The organism is Synechococcus sp. WH 7805 (genome assembly GCF_000153285.1).
Lineage (GTDB): Bacteria > Cyanobacteriota > Cyanobacteriia > PCC-6307 > Cyanobiaceae > Synechococcus_C.
Window position 1 is genome coordinate 2,008,860 of the sequence record NZ_CH724168.1, and the last position, 14,269, is coordinate 2,023,128.

The window sequence follows — 14,269 nt, forward strand, 5'->3', positions numbered from 1 at the left end:
GATTCGGGCCGCCATTATCTCCCAGGCCTGCGTCTCGACAATCAGTTGACTCCCGATTCACCCACCGGATCGTTTGGGCCTGAAGCCCTCTTGAGTGAGGAGCTCAAGAGCTAGATCCACTTGATCGCCTTGAAGCTCAATCTCGCCCTCCTTGACGGTGCCACCGCTGCCAATACGGCTCTTAAGTTTTTTCAGCAGTGCCTTGATTTCAGCGTTATCGAGTTGCAACCCCCGAATCACGGTCACCGTCTTTCCTCCCTTTCCGCCTCGGGTCGGCTGCACCCGAACAATCTGCTGGGAACGGGGGGTGCCAGCCGTGGTTGGTTCAGGTCGTTGGAGGCTTTCACTGCTGCTGAATTCTCGCCAGCCACCTTTCGGCATGGAACTCTCGATCGCTCAAGCCAGTCTTGCCCAAGGCTTCGTGCTTCACCCAGTACTGCTGTGGAAAACCTTGGACTAGTGATTCGCGATCTGATCAACAACATTCATCAGTCGAGGCATGGCTTGAGGGTGAACGATGAGACCAGGGTTGAAATCAACGGGATAGATGTTTCTCTGGTTTAGGGGGGATCGCTGGCGTGGACGGCCAACTTGTCGATGAGGCTAATCATGTTATTGCTGTGATTCGTTGGTTTCCTGAATTTGGAGAATCCTGTATCAAAAGTGAGATAGTGCTTCTAAGTATTCAGCTAGGGCTTGTCTGCTTGCCTAAAATGTTTGATATGTGTTTTGGTTGCGAATGTCGCTAAATGCCTTTGAGGCTTGAGGTTGGGGGGGGATTCGTAACCAGCGCTCTTGTGCTTGTCTCAGTTGGGTTGATTGGTTGTTCCTGCTCAGCTCAAGATCTTCTCTGATTCAGGATTTGTTGCGATCCCAACGCCTTTGATCCGGGACTTGGCAATTGATGCTGGTTTTTGAGGGCAGCGATTGAACCTGCTGTCGGTATCACTTTATCTCCAGCCCACCGTCGTTCCCGAGCATTCAGACTGTTGTCTGAAGAGATTGAGCTCTTGAGATGAAGTCAGTTGTTCAGCAACCGCAATGGGCTGATTCGAGCCAAGGTCTGGGGCTGTGGATTGAGCGGCTGATCAACATCGGCTGGCTGCGGCGACCTTTGTTCTTTCAGGCCCGGCAGCTGATCATCCGTACGGCTGAACGCAATGGAATCCCCTGGCGGGCCCGCCGCAAGACGTTGCTTCATCAAGCGAGCCCACTGCTGGCGGACGTGACGACACCCGGCTTGGTGCCGCCTGACTATTACCGCGTTCGATTCCATGCTTACGAACAAGGCAATCTCTGTTGGCAGGCCGCAACGGAGGCTGAGCAGGCCACTGATGCGATGGCTCTGCGCATCTGGCCCGATGAGACTCTGCCCCCGCTGATTGCTCAGACCCGTCTGCGGGATGCGATCCATGAGGTGGTGGAACCGTTGCTGATCGGTCCCGTGCATCAAGCCCTCGATCTGGGCTGTTCTGTGGGGGTCAGCACCCAGCATCTCAGCCGCTGGCTGCGCCTGCGTGCCGAGAAGCGACGCGAGTCATCAGTGCACATCCAGGGTCTGGATCTGTCTCCCGAGATGCTCGCTGTGGCCAGAGTGCGAGATGGCGAAGGAGTCGTGGATGGCTGGCTGCATCGCAAGGCCGAAAAGACGGGCCTGGAGGAGTGTTCAATCGACCTGATCAGTCTTCAGTTTGTGTGCCATGAATTGCCTCAGAGCGCCATTCATGCCGTGCTGTCGGAGGCGTTTCGGCTGCTGCGTCCTGGTGGTGCACTGGTGATGGTGGATCAGGACCCTGCGTCGTCGGTTCTGCAGCGTCTGCCTGCTGCGGTTGCCACCCTCCTCAAAAGTACGGAGCCTTATATCGAGCACTATTTCAGCCTTGATATGGACGACGCTCTGCAATCCGTCGGCTTCAGAAATCTGCGGATCAAAGCCTGTGATCCACGGCATCGCGTGATCGCCTGCTTACGCTGAGGTATCGCTCAAGGGTCGCGTGCGCGGTCCGTTGCTTCGTGACCAGCACCCTGCCGCCAAAACCCTCTGCTGCTGACCTCGCCGTCAGCTCCCGTCCTGCTCGCGAGGGTCGCTTCGGGCGCTACGGCGGTCAGTATGTGCCTGAAACACTGATGCCCGCTCTGGCCGAGCTGGAACAGGCGGCCGCTGAGGCTTGGAAGGATCCTGCATTCACCTCGGAGCTCAATCGGCTGCTGAAGAGCTATGTCGGTCGGGCAACACCGCTTTATGAGGCGGAGCGTCTGACCGAGCACTACCGCCGTGCTGATGGTGGTCCGCGCATCTGGCTCAAGCGTGAAGACCTGAATCACACCGGCGCCCACAAGATCAACAACGCCCTGGGTCAGGCTCTCCTCGCTCTGCGCATGGGTAAGAAGCGGATCATTGCTGAAACCGGTGCCGGTCAGCATGGTGTGGCTACCGCCACGGTCTGCGCCCGTTTCGGCCTGGACTGTGTGGTGTACATGGGTGCTGAAGATATGCGCCGCCAGGCCCTGAATGTGTTCAGGATGCGCCTGTTGGGGGCCACCGTGCAGCCAGTCACCGCAGGGACGGCCACCCTCAAAGACGCCACCAGTGAGGCGATCCGCGACTGGGTCACCAACGTGGAGTCCACCCATTACATCCTTGGGTCAGTGGCAGGTCCTCATCCCTATCCGATGCTGGTACGCGACTTTCACGCTGTGATCGGTCAGGAAACGCGGCAGCAGTGCCGGGAAGCGTTCGGACGGCTTCCTGATGTGCTGATGGCCTGCGTCGGCGGAGGATCGAATGCGATGGGTCTGTTCCATCCCTTCGTTGAATGCACGGATGTGCGGTTGATCGGTGTGGAAGCCGCAGGTGACGGCGTGGCCACCGGCCGCCACGCAGCCACCATTACGGAAGGTCGGGTTGGTGTGCTGCACGGGGCGATGAGTCTTCTCTTGCAAGACCAGGACGGTCAGGTACAGGAAGCCCATTCCATCAGTGCCGGTCTTGATTACCCGGGTGTCGGCCCTGAGCACAGTTACCTGCGCGAGATTGGACGGGCGGAATATGGAGCCGTCACCGATGCGGAGGCGCTGGATGCCCTTCAGCTCGTGAGTCGATTGGAAGGCATCATCCCTGCTCTGGAAACGGCCCATGCCTTCGCCTGGCTGGAAACTCTCTGCCCCACACTCCCTGCGGGGACCGAAGTGGTTCTCAATTGCTCAGGACGCGGCGACAAGGACGTCAACACCGTGGCTGAACGCCTCGGAGACGCTCTCTGATTCAGCTCTGAGATTGTTCAATCAGCTCAGAAGATTGTTGAGGTGTTTCGCTACAGATTGAACGGCAGCACGTGCCGTGGCGTAAGCCATGCGCATCGGGCCCACCAGCGCAACCTGCCCGACACCACCTCCTCCGCTGCGATAGCTGGATTGAATCACGGAACAGTCGCTCAGGGCCGTGTGGGGATGCTCCCCACCGATCCAGACACAGTCATCACGGGAGGGATCACTCGGGATGAAGGCGGCTGGATTGCAATCCATCAGATCCAGGAGGGGGCGCACCTTGGCGCTGTCGCTGAACTCTGGCTGCGCCACCAGCCTGGAGACGCCGTGAACGTGAGCGCCCTGCTCGCTAGGACCAATAAAGGGATCCTTGTGCTCTAGGGCTTCCCTCAGCGCCTGACCACAGGTTTGCAGCTGCTGGGGCAGGGACTCCCAGCCGAGCTGTCCGGATCGACGTAGTTGGTCATCGGTCCAACGTTCGAGGGCTGCCACCTGATGGGCACTGCCGTGGGGTAAGCGCAAATTCAGGTGATGGGTCTGGCTGGAATCAGCCACCAACATGACCAAAAGCCTCTCCTCTGTTCGGACCAGGCGGATCGCATGCAGTCGCCGTTCTGTCGGTTGCGGCACGGTGATCAGGCTCATGAGCCCCGTGAAATCGGTCAGACGTCTTGCTAGCTGCTGCAGCAGATCGTCGAGTGCAGCCCAGCGCAAGCTCAGTTGGGTGAGTTCCTGTTCGAGATGGTGAACGGCGGCTCCAGGCTTCGGCAGCAAGCAGTCCACGTAGTGTCGGTATCCCTTCGCGCTGGGAATCCGACCGGCCGATGGATGGGGCTGCACCAGCAACCCTTTTTGCTCAAGGGCTCCCATCGCGGAACGCACTGTGGCTGAGCTTGCCTGGAGCCCAAAACGCTGGACAAGGGTTTTGCTCCCCACTGGTTCAATCGTGTCCACGTAGTGATGGACCGTGGCCTGAAGCACGTCCTGTTGGCGTTGGGGCAGGAGCTCCACAGCAACTGTTGAGGTGGATTGATCGTACGAATGATTCTCTGGTTTCGAACGTGACCACCATGAATCCGATGTGGGCTTCATGGCGGGATCACCCTCAGTAGCGGGGCACAGTTGAATCCACAGCAAGACTCCAGGCGTCAATGCCGCCCTCCAGATTCCAAACGTCCTGCGAGGGATTTCGTTCCAGGAGCCAGCATCCGAAGTTCCAGCTGCGCACCCCTGCATGGCAGATCACAACCACGGTCCGAGAAGCCGGCAGTCGCTGGTCGATCTCATCCATCCACTGCTCCGCTGCGCTTAAAGGCAGATGTTCCACTGGATAAGGAAATGCGGCGATCGCTAGTTCTCGATGTTCACGAACGTCGACCAAAGACAACTCAGGCTTCTTTTGCAGCCAGGCCTCTAGCTCAGTGGCTTTCAGGGGTTGAGGGGTGCGTTGATTCATCCCATCAGTCTGGCTCCGGGCTGGCCATGAACCCTGGATGCATGAAGATGACAGTGATGTCCTCCACCGCCAGTCCATGAAAGGGCGTTCGTTCCTGCTCGCTCTGGTTGCATCGGCCATGGTGCTCCTCACCCTGGCCTTTGGGGTGTGGTGGGTGATGGCACAACAGAGTCCGCTACGGATCGTTGATCGACCGCTGGAGCTCAACCGGGCGGCTCGATTCATGCCTCGTGATGCTGAACTCACCCTGAATTGGCTGGTGGATCCGTCTCGCATCCCGGCCTATGCCCGAGCCGTCGCTCCGGTGCGTCAGAGAGAGGCCGCGAGCGAAAGCACACGCCAGCTCCGCGATGGTGCCTTCGCTTTGGCCGGGCTGAATTTCAATGACGAACTGGTGAACTGGATCGGCCCACAGGTCAGTTTTGCCGTGTTGGATCAAAGCAGCTCCAACGCTGACGATCAGGGCGGTTTGGGCTGGGTTCTGGCCCTGTCCAGTCAGGACGACGACGGAGCTCGACGCTTTTTGCAGCGTTTTTGGCAAACACGCAGCCTGGCTGGGACTGACTTGCAGATCACCCGTTATCGAGGCATGGGCGTAATCAGTGGTCGGGGTGCCCTGTTGGGTCGCGATCCTCAGCCGATTGCCACGGCATTGATCGACGATGACCTGCTGCTCCTGGCTTCCGGTCGAGGTGTGCTGGAACAGGCCCTGGATGTGTCGCAGCTTGAGAGTTTGAACCTTCAAGGTGATGCACGTCTCGCCGATGATCTGACATCGTTCGGTTCCGGTGTGGCCTTTCTCACGGCAAGCCCGGCCGCCATGCAGCGCTGGCTTGGCGTTCCGACGGTGATCGCAGAGCGTGGTGATCTCACCGGGTTGGTCGCTGGCCTGGTGACCCATGGAACGGATCTTGACCTGAAGGCTTTGGTTCGCTTTCAGGACGCGGTGGTTCCTGGGGCGGATGGACGTTCTGATGCCGAGGCTCTTCTTGACGCCACAGGGGGTGACGCTCAGATGTTGGCGCTGTTGTCAGCGCCTCAGGCATTGATGAATCCGGATAGCCGCAATCCATTGGCGCAGTGGATTGCCCCTGTGCTTCAACGGACGCTGGACTCCGCCGCTGCTGAAGGGGCGGCGGCCGTCGTTGCCCTCGACTCCGGTCCACTGCTTCTGCAACAGGGTGAGGCGGGTTGGCTTCTCGGGAGCCGCGCGGATGCACCACCATCAGAGGCCGTGAGCAGCAAGCTTGAGCAGGACGGACTCGTGGGATCCACGCTGGATGCCGATGGGCAATCGCTTGAGGTCTGGACCCGGTTGGTGCGTCAGCGACGCCATGGTGAGGAGTCGTTGACGGCGGATCTTGCCGTGGCTTTGGAACAGGATGCTGGCTTGAACTGGTGGGGACAGACCCTTGAGGGACTTCGCCAGCGTCGTAGTGGGGGCGATCCGAGCGGTCTTAAGCAGCAACTCCAGGTGCTGCGGAACCTGGCCAAGGCACCGATCACGCAACAGTTTGCCCTCGCCGCCGAACCGGCGCGTGATGGTCTCGGGAAGTGGCGTCCATGGACTCTGCTCCAGGGCCTGGGAGGACGATCACTGAGCCCTGCGGTGCAGAGCCTCACTCTGGTGGCAGCGCCAGATCTGACGTCGGACCAAAGTGGAGAGTCGAGCAGCCTGCGTCTGCATGCCCGACTTCATTTCGGTTGATCTTTTCCTGTTCCGTCATGGCATCGCTGCTGAACGGGACCATGACCAGGACCATCCGGATCGCCCACTGACGGAGCTCGGGGTGGAGCGCACTCTCGCGGTGGCTGATCGCCTCAGCAAGTTGGGGTATCAGTCCGACCTGTTGCTCTGCAGTCCATACAGGCGTGCAGTCGAGACTGCCGAGCTGGCGGTTCAGGCCGGCCTGGCTTCCGCTGTCCAGGTCGAGTCCGCTCTCGCGCCCGGGGGTGATCCAAGGCCTCTGGTGAGATCTGTTCACGGACGTTGCCTCTTGGTCGGCCATGAACCCGATCTGAGCGGATTGGCCGCTGCACTCATCGGTGCTGCGCCTGGGAGTTTGCGATTGCGCAAAGCGGGGTTCTGCCACCTCTGCTGGGACGACCTGTCCTGCGACCCCTTCGGACATGCTCAGCTTCAGGCGTTGCTGAGGCCACGACTCCTGCTTCCTGGCTCCGTTTAAGTTGCCATTGAGCAGTAGGGAGACAGTGAGTCGGAGCGAGAGTGCTGAAATTCGTCATGAACGCACCGGTTTGGTGTTCCGTCCCGGGTTGGAAGGGGTTCCTGCGACTCAGTCGTCAATCTGTGACATCGATGGGCAAGCGGGAAAACTTTCGTATCGCGGCTATGCCGTTGATGATCTTTCCTCTCACTGCAGTTTTCTCGAAACCACGTATTTGCTGATCTGGGGTGAACTGCCCAGCCCTCAGCAATTGAGAGACTTTGAGCAGGAAGTGCAGATGCACCGAAGGGTGAGCTTCCGCGTGCGAGACATGATGAAGTGCTTTCCATCGGATGGTCATCCGATGGATGCTCTGCAGTCGAGTGCGGCCTCGCTTGGGCTGTTTTATTCCCGGCGGGCCATCGATGACCCCCAATACATCTATGACGCCGTGGTGCGGTTGATCGCCAAGATCCCAACGATGGTGGCGGCCTTTCAACTGATCCGCAAAGGACAGGATCCGATTCAACCTCGCGATGACCTGGCCTATTCGGCCAATTTTCTCTACATGCTCATGGAGCGTGAGCCTGACCCTCTGGCATCGCGGATCTTTGACCGTTGTCTGATCCTGCATGCGGAACACAGCCTGAACGCCAGCACGTTCAGTGCGAGGGTCACGGCCAGCACCCTGACGGATCCCTATGCCGTGGTCGCTTCAGCTGTCGGAACCCTGGCTGGTCCCCTGCATGGAGGCGCCAATGAGGATGTTCTGGCCATGCTGGATGAGATCGGTACAGCTGACCGTGCAGCTGATTATCTCGATGCGGCCATGGCCAGCAAACGCAAGGTCATGGGTTTCGGGCATCGGGAGTATCGGGTCAAAGACCCTCGGGCCGTGATTCTTCAGGTGCTGGCAGAAGAGCTGTTTGCCCGCTTTGGCCACGACGAGATGTACGACGTGGCTCGAGCCCTTGAAGCAGCTGCTGAGTGTCGCCTTGGACCCAAAGGCATTTTCCCTAATGTCGACTTCTACTCAGGTTTGGTCTACCGCAAGCTCGGAATTCCAAGGGATCTGTTCACGCCTGTATTCGCCATCGCCAGGGTGGCGGGATGGCTTGCCCACTGGCGGGAACAGCTTGGCGCCAACCGCATTTTCCGGCCCTCTCAGATCTACACAGGCCAATCGATGCGTCAGTGGAGCCCGCTTGAAGACCGGCTTCCCTCCGCAAGCACCTAAGTTGCACACATCAATCCTCAGTTCATGGTGACTTTCTTTGCCACCAATGCATCGGCTCTAGTGAGTCCTGGTCTGGATCTCGAACAGAGCTTCAGTCAGACCCTGGAGGGTTTCGGTCTCTCCGATCAAGCGGCCCGATTGATCTGGCTGCCGCTCCCCATGCTGCTGGTGCTTGTGGCAGCAGTGGTCGGCGTGCTGGTGACAGTTTGGTTGGAACGCAAAATCTCTGCTGCTGTTCAGCAGCGCATCGGCCCGGAATATGCCGGAGCCCTTGGCGTTCTTCAGCCTCTTGCTGATGGCCTCAAGCTTCTGGTGAAGGAAGACATCATCCCGGCAAGGGCGGATGGGCTTCTCTTCACGCTTGGCCCCGTGCTCGTTGTCGTCCCGGTGATTCTGTCCTGGTTGATCGTTCCTTTTGGACAGAATCTTCTGATCAGCAATGTGGGAGTCGGCATCTTTCTGTGGATCTCCCTCAGCAGCGTTCAGCCCATCGGTCTGCTGATGAGTGGTTACGCATCGAATAACAAGTACTCCCTGCTGGGTGGACTCCGAGCCGCAGCCCAGTCGATCAGCTATGAAATCCCCCTCGCGCTTGCGGTGCTTGCGGTGGTGATGATGAGCAACTCTCTCAGCACCGTTGACATCGTCAGCCAGCAGACAGGGGCTGGAATTCTGAGCTGGAACATCTGGCGCCAGCCGGTTGGCTTTTTGATCTTCTGGATCTGTGCCCTGGCTGAGTGCGAACGCCTTCCCTTTGACCTCCCTGAAGCTGAGGAGGAACTGGTTGCCGGTTATCAGACCGAATACGCAGGAATGAAGTTTGCCCTGTTCTACCTGGGCAGTTACATCAATCTGGTGCTCTCGGCGTTGCTGGTTTCAGTGCTTTATCTCGGTGGCTGGGGATTTCCGGTGCCCGTGGAATGGCTTGCCGGTTGGCTGGGACAGTCTGTTGATGCTCCGCTGGTTCAAGTGATCACAGGGGCTACAGGCATTGTGATGACGGTCCTGAAGGCCTACCTCCTGGTGTTCATTGCCATTCTTCTGCGCTGGACCACGCCACGGGTTCGCATCGACCAGCTTTTGGATCTCGGCTGGAAATTTTTGCTTCCACTGGCATTGGTCAACCTGCTGGTCACCGCGGCTCTGAAACTTGCATTCCCCGTCGCCTTCGGTGGGTGAACGCGACACTTGAACGCCAACGGCGTCATCATGACCCTCTGGTTTCCTCTCGACAGACCGCTCCTTACCTGACTTCAGACAATGTTCGGTTTCCTTAAACAGGTTGGTGACTACACCCGCGACGCCGTTGACGCGGCGCGCAATCTCACCCAAGGCCTGGCTGTCACCTTCGACCACATGAAGCGCCGTCCCGTGACGGTGCAGTACCCCTACGAGAAACTGATTCCTTCAGAGCGCTACCGCGGAAGGATTCACTACGAGTTTGATAAGTGCATCGCCTGTGAGGTCTGTGTTCGGGTCTGCCCCATCAACCTGCCCGTGGTGGACTGGGTGATGAATAAGGAGACGAAGAAGAAGGAATTACGGAACTACTCCATCGATTTCGGAGTCTGCATCTTTTGCGGCAATTGCGTGGAGTACTGCCCCACCAACTGTCTGTCGATGACCGAGGAGTACGAACTGGCAGCTTTCGATCGTCATAGCCTCAACTTCGACAATGTGGCCTTGGGCCGTTTACCCACGAGCGTGACCACTGATCCCGCTGTACAACCCCTGAGGGAACTGGCGTATCTTCCCGCCGGTGAAGTCCACCCCCACGGGGTCGACCCGGCGCGTCCACGGGCAGGACAGCGTCCGGATCAGGTGCTTGCTTCTCTCAAGCGTGATGCTGCTGGCACCACTGGCAATGAGGGAGAATCGGCCACATCAACCAACAACAGCAAGGAGAGCGCTGAATGACGATCGCAGCGTCGACGCAGCTGATCAGTTTTCTTGTTCTCAGCGCAGTCATCGTTCTGGGAGCCCTCGGTGTTGTGCTCCTCAGCAACATTGTTTATTCGGCCTTCCTGCTGGGTGGCGTTTTCCTGGCTGTCGCTGGTCTCTACCTGCTGCTCAATGCCAGCTTTGTGGCTGCCGCCCAGGTGCTGGTGTACGTCGGAGCGGTCAATGTTCTGATCCTCTTTGCGATCATGCTGGTCAACAAGCGCGAAGACCTGGCACCGATTCCTGGGATCGCGGTCCGTCGTCTTCTGTCTGGTGGGGTCTGTGCAGGCTTGTTTGTTCTTCTGACCCGCGTGGTTCTCACAACCCCTTGGGCTGAGGGCCCAGAGCCGATTGGCGAGGGAGCAACGATCCGCATCGGTGAACACCTGTTCACCGATTATCTGCTTCCCTTCGAGCTGGCTTCCGTATTGCTTTTGATGGCCATGATCGGTGCCATCGTGTTGGCGCGACGTGATGTTCAGGCGGTTGACCCTGGAACTGGAGAAGCTGTTGATCAAGGCCTGATTGAAAAGGCGCGCACTCCTCTGCTGGTGGATCAGCCACCCGCCTGATGTCCTCTTCCCTTCTTCCCCATGGTTTCTGAGCTGCTTTCCGGTTCCGTTCCCCTCGAGGCCTATCTCCTTGTCGCCGCAGTGCTGTTCTGCACTGGCGTCTGGGGGCTGATCAACAGTCGTAATGCCGTTCGCGTGCTCATGAGTATCGAATTGATGCTCAATGCAGTGAACATCAACCTCATGGCGTTCTCGTCTTACGTGGATGGGCAGTTGATTCGAGGACAAGTGTTTTCGGTCTTCGTGATCACCGTGGCTGCGGCCGAGGCGGCCGTTGGTTTGGCGATTCTTTTGTCCCTTTATCGCAATCGCGTCACAGTGGATATGGAACGTTTCAACCTTCTGCGCTGGTAGGGCAGCGCCCTCACCATGCAGCTTCAACGGATTTGGCTGATCTATAGAGCTGAAAGTCCACTCGCCCAGAAGGAAGCAAGAGCGTGTGCATCCCAGTTGGAGTCGCTGGGTGTCTCCGTCGCGATTGCCATGAGTGGCCTCATGGCCGATCCATTTCCAGGTCTCCTCGCCTCTGAGCCCGAGCTTCCCGATCTGGCTGTTGTGCTCGGTGGCGATGGCACTGTTCTTGGAGCCGCGAGACACTTGGCTGTTCTTGATGTTCCCATCCTCTGCTTCAACGTGGGTGGCCATCTGGGATTTCTCACCCATGAGCCAGGTCTGCTCCACAACGACACGATTTGGACGCGGATTCTGGAGGATCATTTCGCCATGGAGCGACGGATGATGCTTCAGGCCGTGGTCCATCGGGCTGACGCCCTGACTTGTCCGGTTTCAGGAACACTCCCGGATGATTCATCTGTCATTGAGAGGCACTGGGCTCTCAATGACATCTATCTGCGCCCCTATCGCGAGGATCTCGCCCCAACCTGCACGTTGGAATTGGAGATCGATGGAGAAGTGGTGGATCAGGTGAGAGGTGATGGATTGATCCTGGCCACACCCACTGGGTCCACCGGTTACGCGATGGCTGCTGGAGGACCCATTCTTCACCCAGGGATTGATGCCATCATCGTGAGCGCCATCTGTCCGATGAGCCTGTCCAGTCGGCCGATCGTGCTGCCTCCGCGGTCGCGTCTGGTGATCTGGCCCCTTGGAGATTCCCATCGCCAGGTGAAGCTCTGGAAGGATGGTGCCGCCGGTGAAGTAATGGCTCCTGGTGAATGCTGCGTGATTCAGCGGGCTCCCCATCACGCCCTCATGGTGCAGCTGGAGCAAAACCCCTCGTATTACCGCACTCTGTCTCGCAAACTGCATTGGGCGGGCAGTTTGGTCGACAGCATGCCATCGCTGAACTGAAACCACCGATGCCGCTTGAAATCGAACGACGTTTCCTGGTGACTGGACAGGGTTGGCGTGCCTTCGCTGGCACTCCTCAGCCACTGAGGCAGGGCTATCTGGCGGCGTCCAAGGATGGTGTCACCGTGCGGATGCGCTTGCGTGCCGATGGCGAGGCTTGGCTGACGCTCAAAGCGCCTGCATCAGGCATCGCCCGGCATGAGTTCGAATACCCTCTGCCTACCACCGATGCCGAGGCGCTCTGGGACCTGGCGCCCCATCGCTTGATCAAGACCCGCTACTCCCTCGCTCTCTCCGGTGGTGAGTGGGTTGTGGACTGCTTTGAGGGTGATAACGCTCCCCTTGTTCTTGCGGAGGTGGAGTTGGACACTGCCGATGCACCCTTGGAGCTTCCTCCGTGGTGCGGCCAGGAAGTGACCAGTGATGGTCGCTGGAGCAACGCGGCCCTTGCGGTCGCACCCATTGCGGAATGGCCCGAAGAGGTCAGATGTCGCTATGGCTTCGGCAGCCATCAATAAGCTCAAACACCCTTGAGGATTTCTTTTGTTTTCCTTTAGATTTCTCTCAGGAAGCGTGAAGGTGCCACGTGCACGGCCTCTACGACCATGAGGGAGTACTGCGATTCATCGGTCTCGATCGCGAGGCGTGCATCGCCTACGCGGAGCTGTTCGATCTCTCGCTGAATCATTGTTCAATGCTCGATCTGCCATTGCCTCTGCCGTTGGCTGTCAGGGGGCGTCCTCGGATGTATCCGGAAGCGAGCAGCAGTTGAAGCCATCGCGGCAGATCTTCCCGTGATCCATCGCCCAGTTGAGAAGGGCCACCCGGTTCTTGGATCCGGTTTTTGTGAACACATTGCTGACGTGATTATCCACGGTGCGCTTGCTGATGGTGAGCCGCTCGGCAATTTCCTGATTCGTTAAACCTTCAGCGACCAACTCGATGATCTCGAGTTCCCTTGCGGAGAGGGATGCATTCATTGAGCCCGTCCCCTCGCCGCTGGTCATGCTGACCGTTGACATTGAATCATGACTTCATCCTAGGGGTAGCCCCTGCGAATGATCTTCCATAGTGGCGTTTAGAAGCGTTTCTTCGATTGAATTCCGCGCTGCAGCGCAGCCTTGAGGCTGGTTCCCTCACCCTTACCGCTGAGGTGATGCCTCCAAGGGGAGGTGATCCCAGTGAAACCCTTGCCATGGCCGAGTGCCTGCGAGGGCGCGTCCATGCCATCAATGTCACCGATGGCAGCCGGGCGGTGATGCGCATGTGCAGTCTCGCCGTTTGCCGTCTGTTGATCGATGCGGGCTTGGAGCCTGTTCTGCAAGTTGCAGGTCGCGATCGGAATCGCATCGGACTTCAAGCCGACTTGCTGGGAGCCCATGCCCTCGGGATCCGCAATGTGCTTTGCCTCACGGGTGATCCCGTGCGTGCTGGCGATCAATCGTCTGTCCGGTCGGTTCACGAGCTGGAATCGGTTCGGCTTCTGCAGCAGGTGAGCGCATTCAATCGAGGGGAGGATCCCGTCAAAGACAGGCTTGCTGACGGTCCGACCAATTTGTTTGCAGGGACTGCCGCTGATCCCCACTGCGCCAGCTGGTCCGGTCTGTCGCGACGTCTCACCCGCAAACGTGAGGCTGGTGCCCGATTCGTGCAGACGCAGATGGTGATGGATCCTCGTTCTCTGGAGAGATTCTGCCGAGACCTCGCTGATCCTCTTGAGCTGCCAGTCCTTGCAGGGGTGTTTCTGCTCAAGTCAGCCCGTAATGCCCGGTTCATCAATCGCGTGGTTCCCGGCGCCTGTATCCCCAACCATTTAATTGATCGCCTCGATCAGGCGGATGATCCGATGGATGAGGGAATCGCGATCGCTGCAGAACAGGTGCGTCAGTTCTCAGGAATCGCCCAGGGGGTCCACTTGATGGCCGTGAAGGCGGAACAGCGGATCCCGGAAGTTTTGGATCGAGCTGGCGTCAGCCTGCCGGTGCTGTGAGATCGGTGCCGAGCAGTTCGGCCATCGCCTTCTGCTGCGGAGAGGGTTCAACGACATCCTGCCGACGAGCATCGGTGATTAACCAGTCGAGAGCTGCTTCCTGGAGGTCGAAATGGTCACCGTTGCGGCCAACGCAATAACGACCGAAGACGAGCTTCTCCACGAGCTGCACGCCGGCACCGATTCTCGAATAATCGAAAATGATGGAGTTGTCGATCGTGGCTCCTTCGCAGATGTGGCAGCTGGGGCCGATCATGGATGGGCCGATCAGGGTTGCCCCGTCTTCGATCCGGGTCATTCCGCCCACGTAAACCGGGCCCTGCACATTGA

The 14,269-nt window shown here is 58.6% G+C and carries 17 protein-coding genes and 1 pseudogene; 12 read left to right on the forward strand and 6 right to left on the reverse strand.

The features are described 5' to 3' along the window. Positions 1-57 precede the first annotated feature (57 nt). Positions 58-381: a translation initiation factor gene (locus WH7805_RS10135; RefSeq protein ID WP_006042987.1), complete on the reverse strand. Its 324-nt coding sequence runs from the start codon at positions 379-381 to the stop codon at positions 58-60. A 634-nt stretch (positions 382-1,015) separates the two neighbouring features. Between WH7805_RS10135 and WH7805_RS10140 the strand changes: the two genes are divergently transcribed. Beyond that, positions 1,016-1,975 (forward strand): class I SAM-dependent methyltransferase, encoded by a 960-nt coding sequence (locus WH7805_RS10140; protein ID WP_006042989.1) that lies wholly within the window; start codon positions 1,016-1,018, stop codon positions 1,973-1,975. A gap of 38 nt (positions 1,976-2,013) precedes the next feature. After that, on the forward strand, positions 2,014-3,264 hold the full coding sequence (trpB, locus tag WH7805_RS10145; protein WP_006042990.1) for a tryptophan synthase subunit beta: 1,251 nt from the start codon (positions 2,014-2,016) through the stop codon (positions 3,262-3,264). Between the two features lie 21 nt (positions 3,265-3,285). Here trpB and hrcA read toward each other — a convergent pair whose 3' ends face one another. Further along, positions 3,286-4,278, reverse strand: coding sequence for a heat-inducible transcriptional repressor HrcA (gene hrcA, locus WH7805_RS10150; protein ID WP_038005373.1), 993 nt, complete (start codon positions 4,276-4,278; stop codon positions 3,286-3,288). Positions 4,279-4,372: 94 nt separating this feature from the next. Then, complete coding sequence (locus WH7805_RS10155; RefSeq protein ID WP_006042992.1) at positions 4,373-4,723, reverse strand: rhodanese-like domain-containing protein; 351 nt, start codon at positions 4,721-4,723, stop codon at positions 4,373-4,375. 37 nt (positions 4,724-4,760) lie between these two features. On the opposite strand from WH7805_RS10155, the gene WH7805_RS10160 reads away from it, so the two are divergent. The 9 genes from WH7805_RS10160 to WH7805_RS10200 all read left to right on the forward strand — a co-directional run bounded on the left by WH7805_RS10160 (position 4,761) and on the right by WH7805_RS10200 (position 12,467). Further along, positions 4,761-6,431: a DUF3352 domain-containing protein gene (locus tag WH7805_RS10160; protein WP_006042993.1), complete on the forward strand. Its 1,671-nt coding sequence runs from the start codon at positions 4,761-4,763 to the stop codon at positions 6,429-6,431. Next, on the forward strand, positions 6,409-6,909 hold the full coding sequence (locus WH7805_RS10165) for a histidine phosphatase family protein (protein WP_006042994.1): 501 nt from the start codon (positions 6,409-6,411) through the stop codon (positions 6,907-6,909). Before WH7805_RS10160 ends, WH7805_RS10165 begins: the two co-directional genes overlap by 23 nt. Before the next feature lie 25 nt (positions 6,910-6,934). Beyond that, positions 6,935-8,125, forward strand: coding sequence for a citrate synthase (locus WH7805_RS10170; protein ID WP_006042995.1), 1,191 nt, complete (start codon positions 6,935-6,937; stop codon positions 8,123-8,125). A gap of 60 nt (positions 8,126-8,185) precedes the next feature. Further along, positions 8,186-9,304, forward strand: a complete 1,119-nt coding sequence (nuoH, locus tag WH7805_RS10175; RefSeq protein ID WP_186473476.1) for an NADH-quinone oxidoreductase subunit NuoH — start codon at positions 8,186-8,188, stop codon at positions 9,302-9,304. An 81-nt stretch (positions 9,305-9,385) separates the two neighbouring features. Then, the gene (ndhI, locus tag WH7805_RS10180; protein ID WP_006042997.1) at positions 9,386-10,042 is read left to right on the forward strand and encodes an NAD(P)H-quinone oxidoreductase subunit I; all 657 of its coding nucleotides are present in this window, start codon (positions 9,386-9,388) and stop codon (positions 10,040-10,042) included. After that, on the forward strand, positions 10,039-10,638 hold the full coding sequence (locus WH7805_RS10185; protein ID WP_006042998.1) for an NADH-quinone oxidoreductase subunit J: 600 nt from the start codon (positions 10,039-10,041) through the stop codon (positions 10,636-10,638). Before ndhI ends, WH7805_RS10185 begins: the two co-directional genes overlap by 4 nt. 21 nt (positions 10,639-10,659) lie before the next feature. Beyond that, positions 10,660-10,992, forward strand: a complete 333-nt coding sequence (gene nuoK / locus WH7805_RS10190; protein ID WP_006042999.1) for an NADH-quinone oxidoreductase subunit NuoK — start codon at positions 10,660-10,662, stop codon at positions 10,990-10,992. Positions 10,993-11,007: 15 nt separating this feature from the next. Continuing rightward, positions 11,008-11,949: an NAD(+) kinase gene (locus WH7805_RS10195; protein WP_006043000.1), complete on the forward strand. Its 942-nt coding sequence runs from the start codon at positions 11,008-11,010 to the stop codon at positions 11,947-11,949. An 8-nt stretch (positions 11,950-11,957) separates the two neighbouring features. Beyond that, complete coding sequence (locus tag WH7805_RS10200; protein WP_006043001.1) at positions 11,958-12,467, forward strand: CYTH domain-containing protein; 510 nt, start codon at positions 11,958-11,960, stop codon at positions 12,465-12,467. A gap of 35 nt (positions 12,468-12,502) precedes the next feature. On the opposite strand, the gene WH7805_RS15115 is transcribed toward WH7805_RS10200, so the two are convergent. Together WH7805_RS15115 and WH7805_RS10205 are read right to left on the reverse strand one after the other, a co-directional pair. Then, a complete protein-coding gene (locus WH7805_RS15115; RefSeq protein ID WP_006043002.1) occupies positions 12,503-12,637 on the reverse strand; it encodes a hypothetical protein in 135 nt (44 codons plus the stop codon). A 40-nt stretch (positions 12,638-12,677) separates the two neighbouring features. Continuing rightward, the gene (locus tag WH7805_RS10205; RefSeq protein WP_006043003.1) at positions 12,678-12,971 is read right to left on the reverse strand and encodes a helix-turn-helix transcriptional regulator; all 294 of its coding nucleotides are present in this window, start codon (positions 12,969-12,971) and stop codon (positions 12,678-12,680) included. 74 nt (positions 12,972-13,045) lie between these two features. Here WH7805_RS10205 and WH7805_RS10210 point away from each other — a divergent pair, with 74 nt between their 5' ends. Beyond that, positions 13,046-13,939: a methylenetetrahydrofolate reductase gene (locus tag WH7805_RS10210; protein WP_006043004.1), complete on the forward strand. Its 894-nt coding sequence runs from the start codon at positions 13,046-13,048 to the stop codon at positions 13,937-13,939. Here the strand turns inward: WH7805_RS10210 and WH7805_RS10215 are convergent. Then, positions 13,920-14,269: pseudogene (locus WH7805_RS10215) on the reverse strand (NDP-sugar synthase); the annotation flags it as partial. The gene WH7805_RS10210 and the pseudogene WH7805_RS10215 sit on opposite strands and share 20 nt — an antisense overlap.

Bases quoted from the DNA above. Each gene is read 5' to 3' on its own strand.
- WH7805_RS10155 (WP_006042992.1), bottom strand. From the start codon at position 4,723: ATGAATCAACGCACCCCTCAACCCCTGAAAGCCACTGAGCTAGAGGCC.
- WH7805_RS10185 (WP_006042998.1), top strand. From the start codon at position 10,039: ATGACGATCGCAGCGTCGACGCAGCTGATCAGTTTTCTTGTTCTCAGC.
- WH7805_RS10160 (WP_006042993.1), top strand. From the start codon at position 4,761: ATGCATGAAGATGACAGTGATGTCCTCCACCGCCAGTCCATGAAAGGG.
- WH7805_RS10140 (WP_006042989.1), top strand. From the start codon at position 1,016: ATGAAGTCAGTTGTTCAGCAACCGCAATGGGCTGATTCGAGCCAAGGT.
- WH7805_RS10205 (WP_006043003.1), bottom strand. From the start codon at position 12,971: ATGTCAACGGTCAGCATGACCAGCGGCGAGGGGACGGGCTCAATGAAT.
- WH7805_RS10200 (WP_006043001.1), top strand. From the start codon at position 11,958: ATGCCGCTTGAAATCGAACGACGTTTCCTGGTGACTGGACAGGGTTGG.
- WH7805_RS10165 (WP_006042994.1), top strand. From the start codon at position 6,409: ATGCCCGACTTCATTTCGGTTGATCTTTTCCTGTTCCGTCATGGCATC.
- WH7805_RS10195 (WP_006043000.1), top strand. From the start codon at position 11,008: ATGCAGCTTCAACGGATTTGGCTGATCTATAGAGCTGAAAGTCCACTC.
- nuoK (WP_006042999.1), top strand. From the start codon at position 10,660: ATGGTTTCTGAGCTGCTTTCCGGTTCCGTTCCCCTCGAGGCCTATCTC.
- ndhI (WP_006042997.1), top strand. From the start codon at position 9,386: ATGTTCGGTTTCCTTAAACAGGTTGGTGACTACACCCGCGACGCCGTT.
- WH7805_RS15115 (WP_006043002.1), bottom strand. From the start codon at position 12,637: ATGATTCAGCGAGAGATCGAACAGCTCCGCGTAGGCGATGCACGCCTC.
- WH7805_RS10135 (WP_006042987.1), bottom strand. From the start codon at position 381: ATGCCGAAAGGTGGCTGGCGAGAATTCAGCAGCAGTGAAAGCCTCCAA.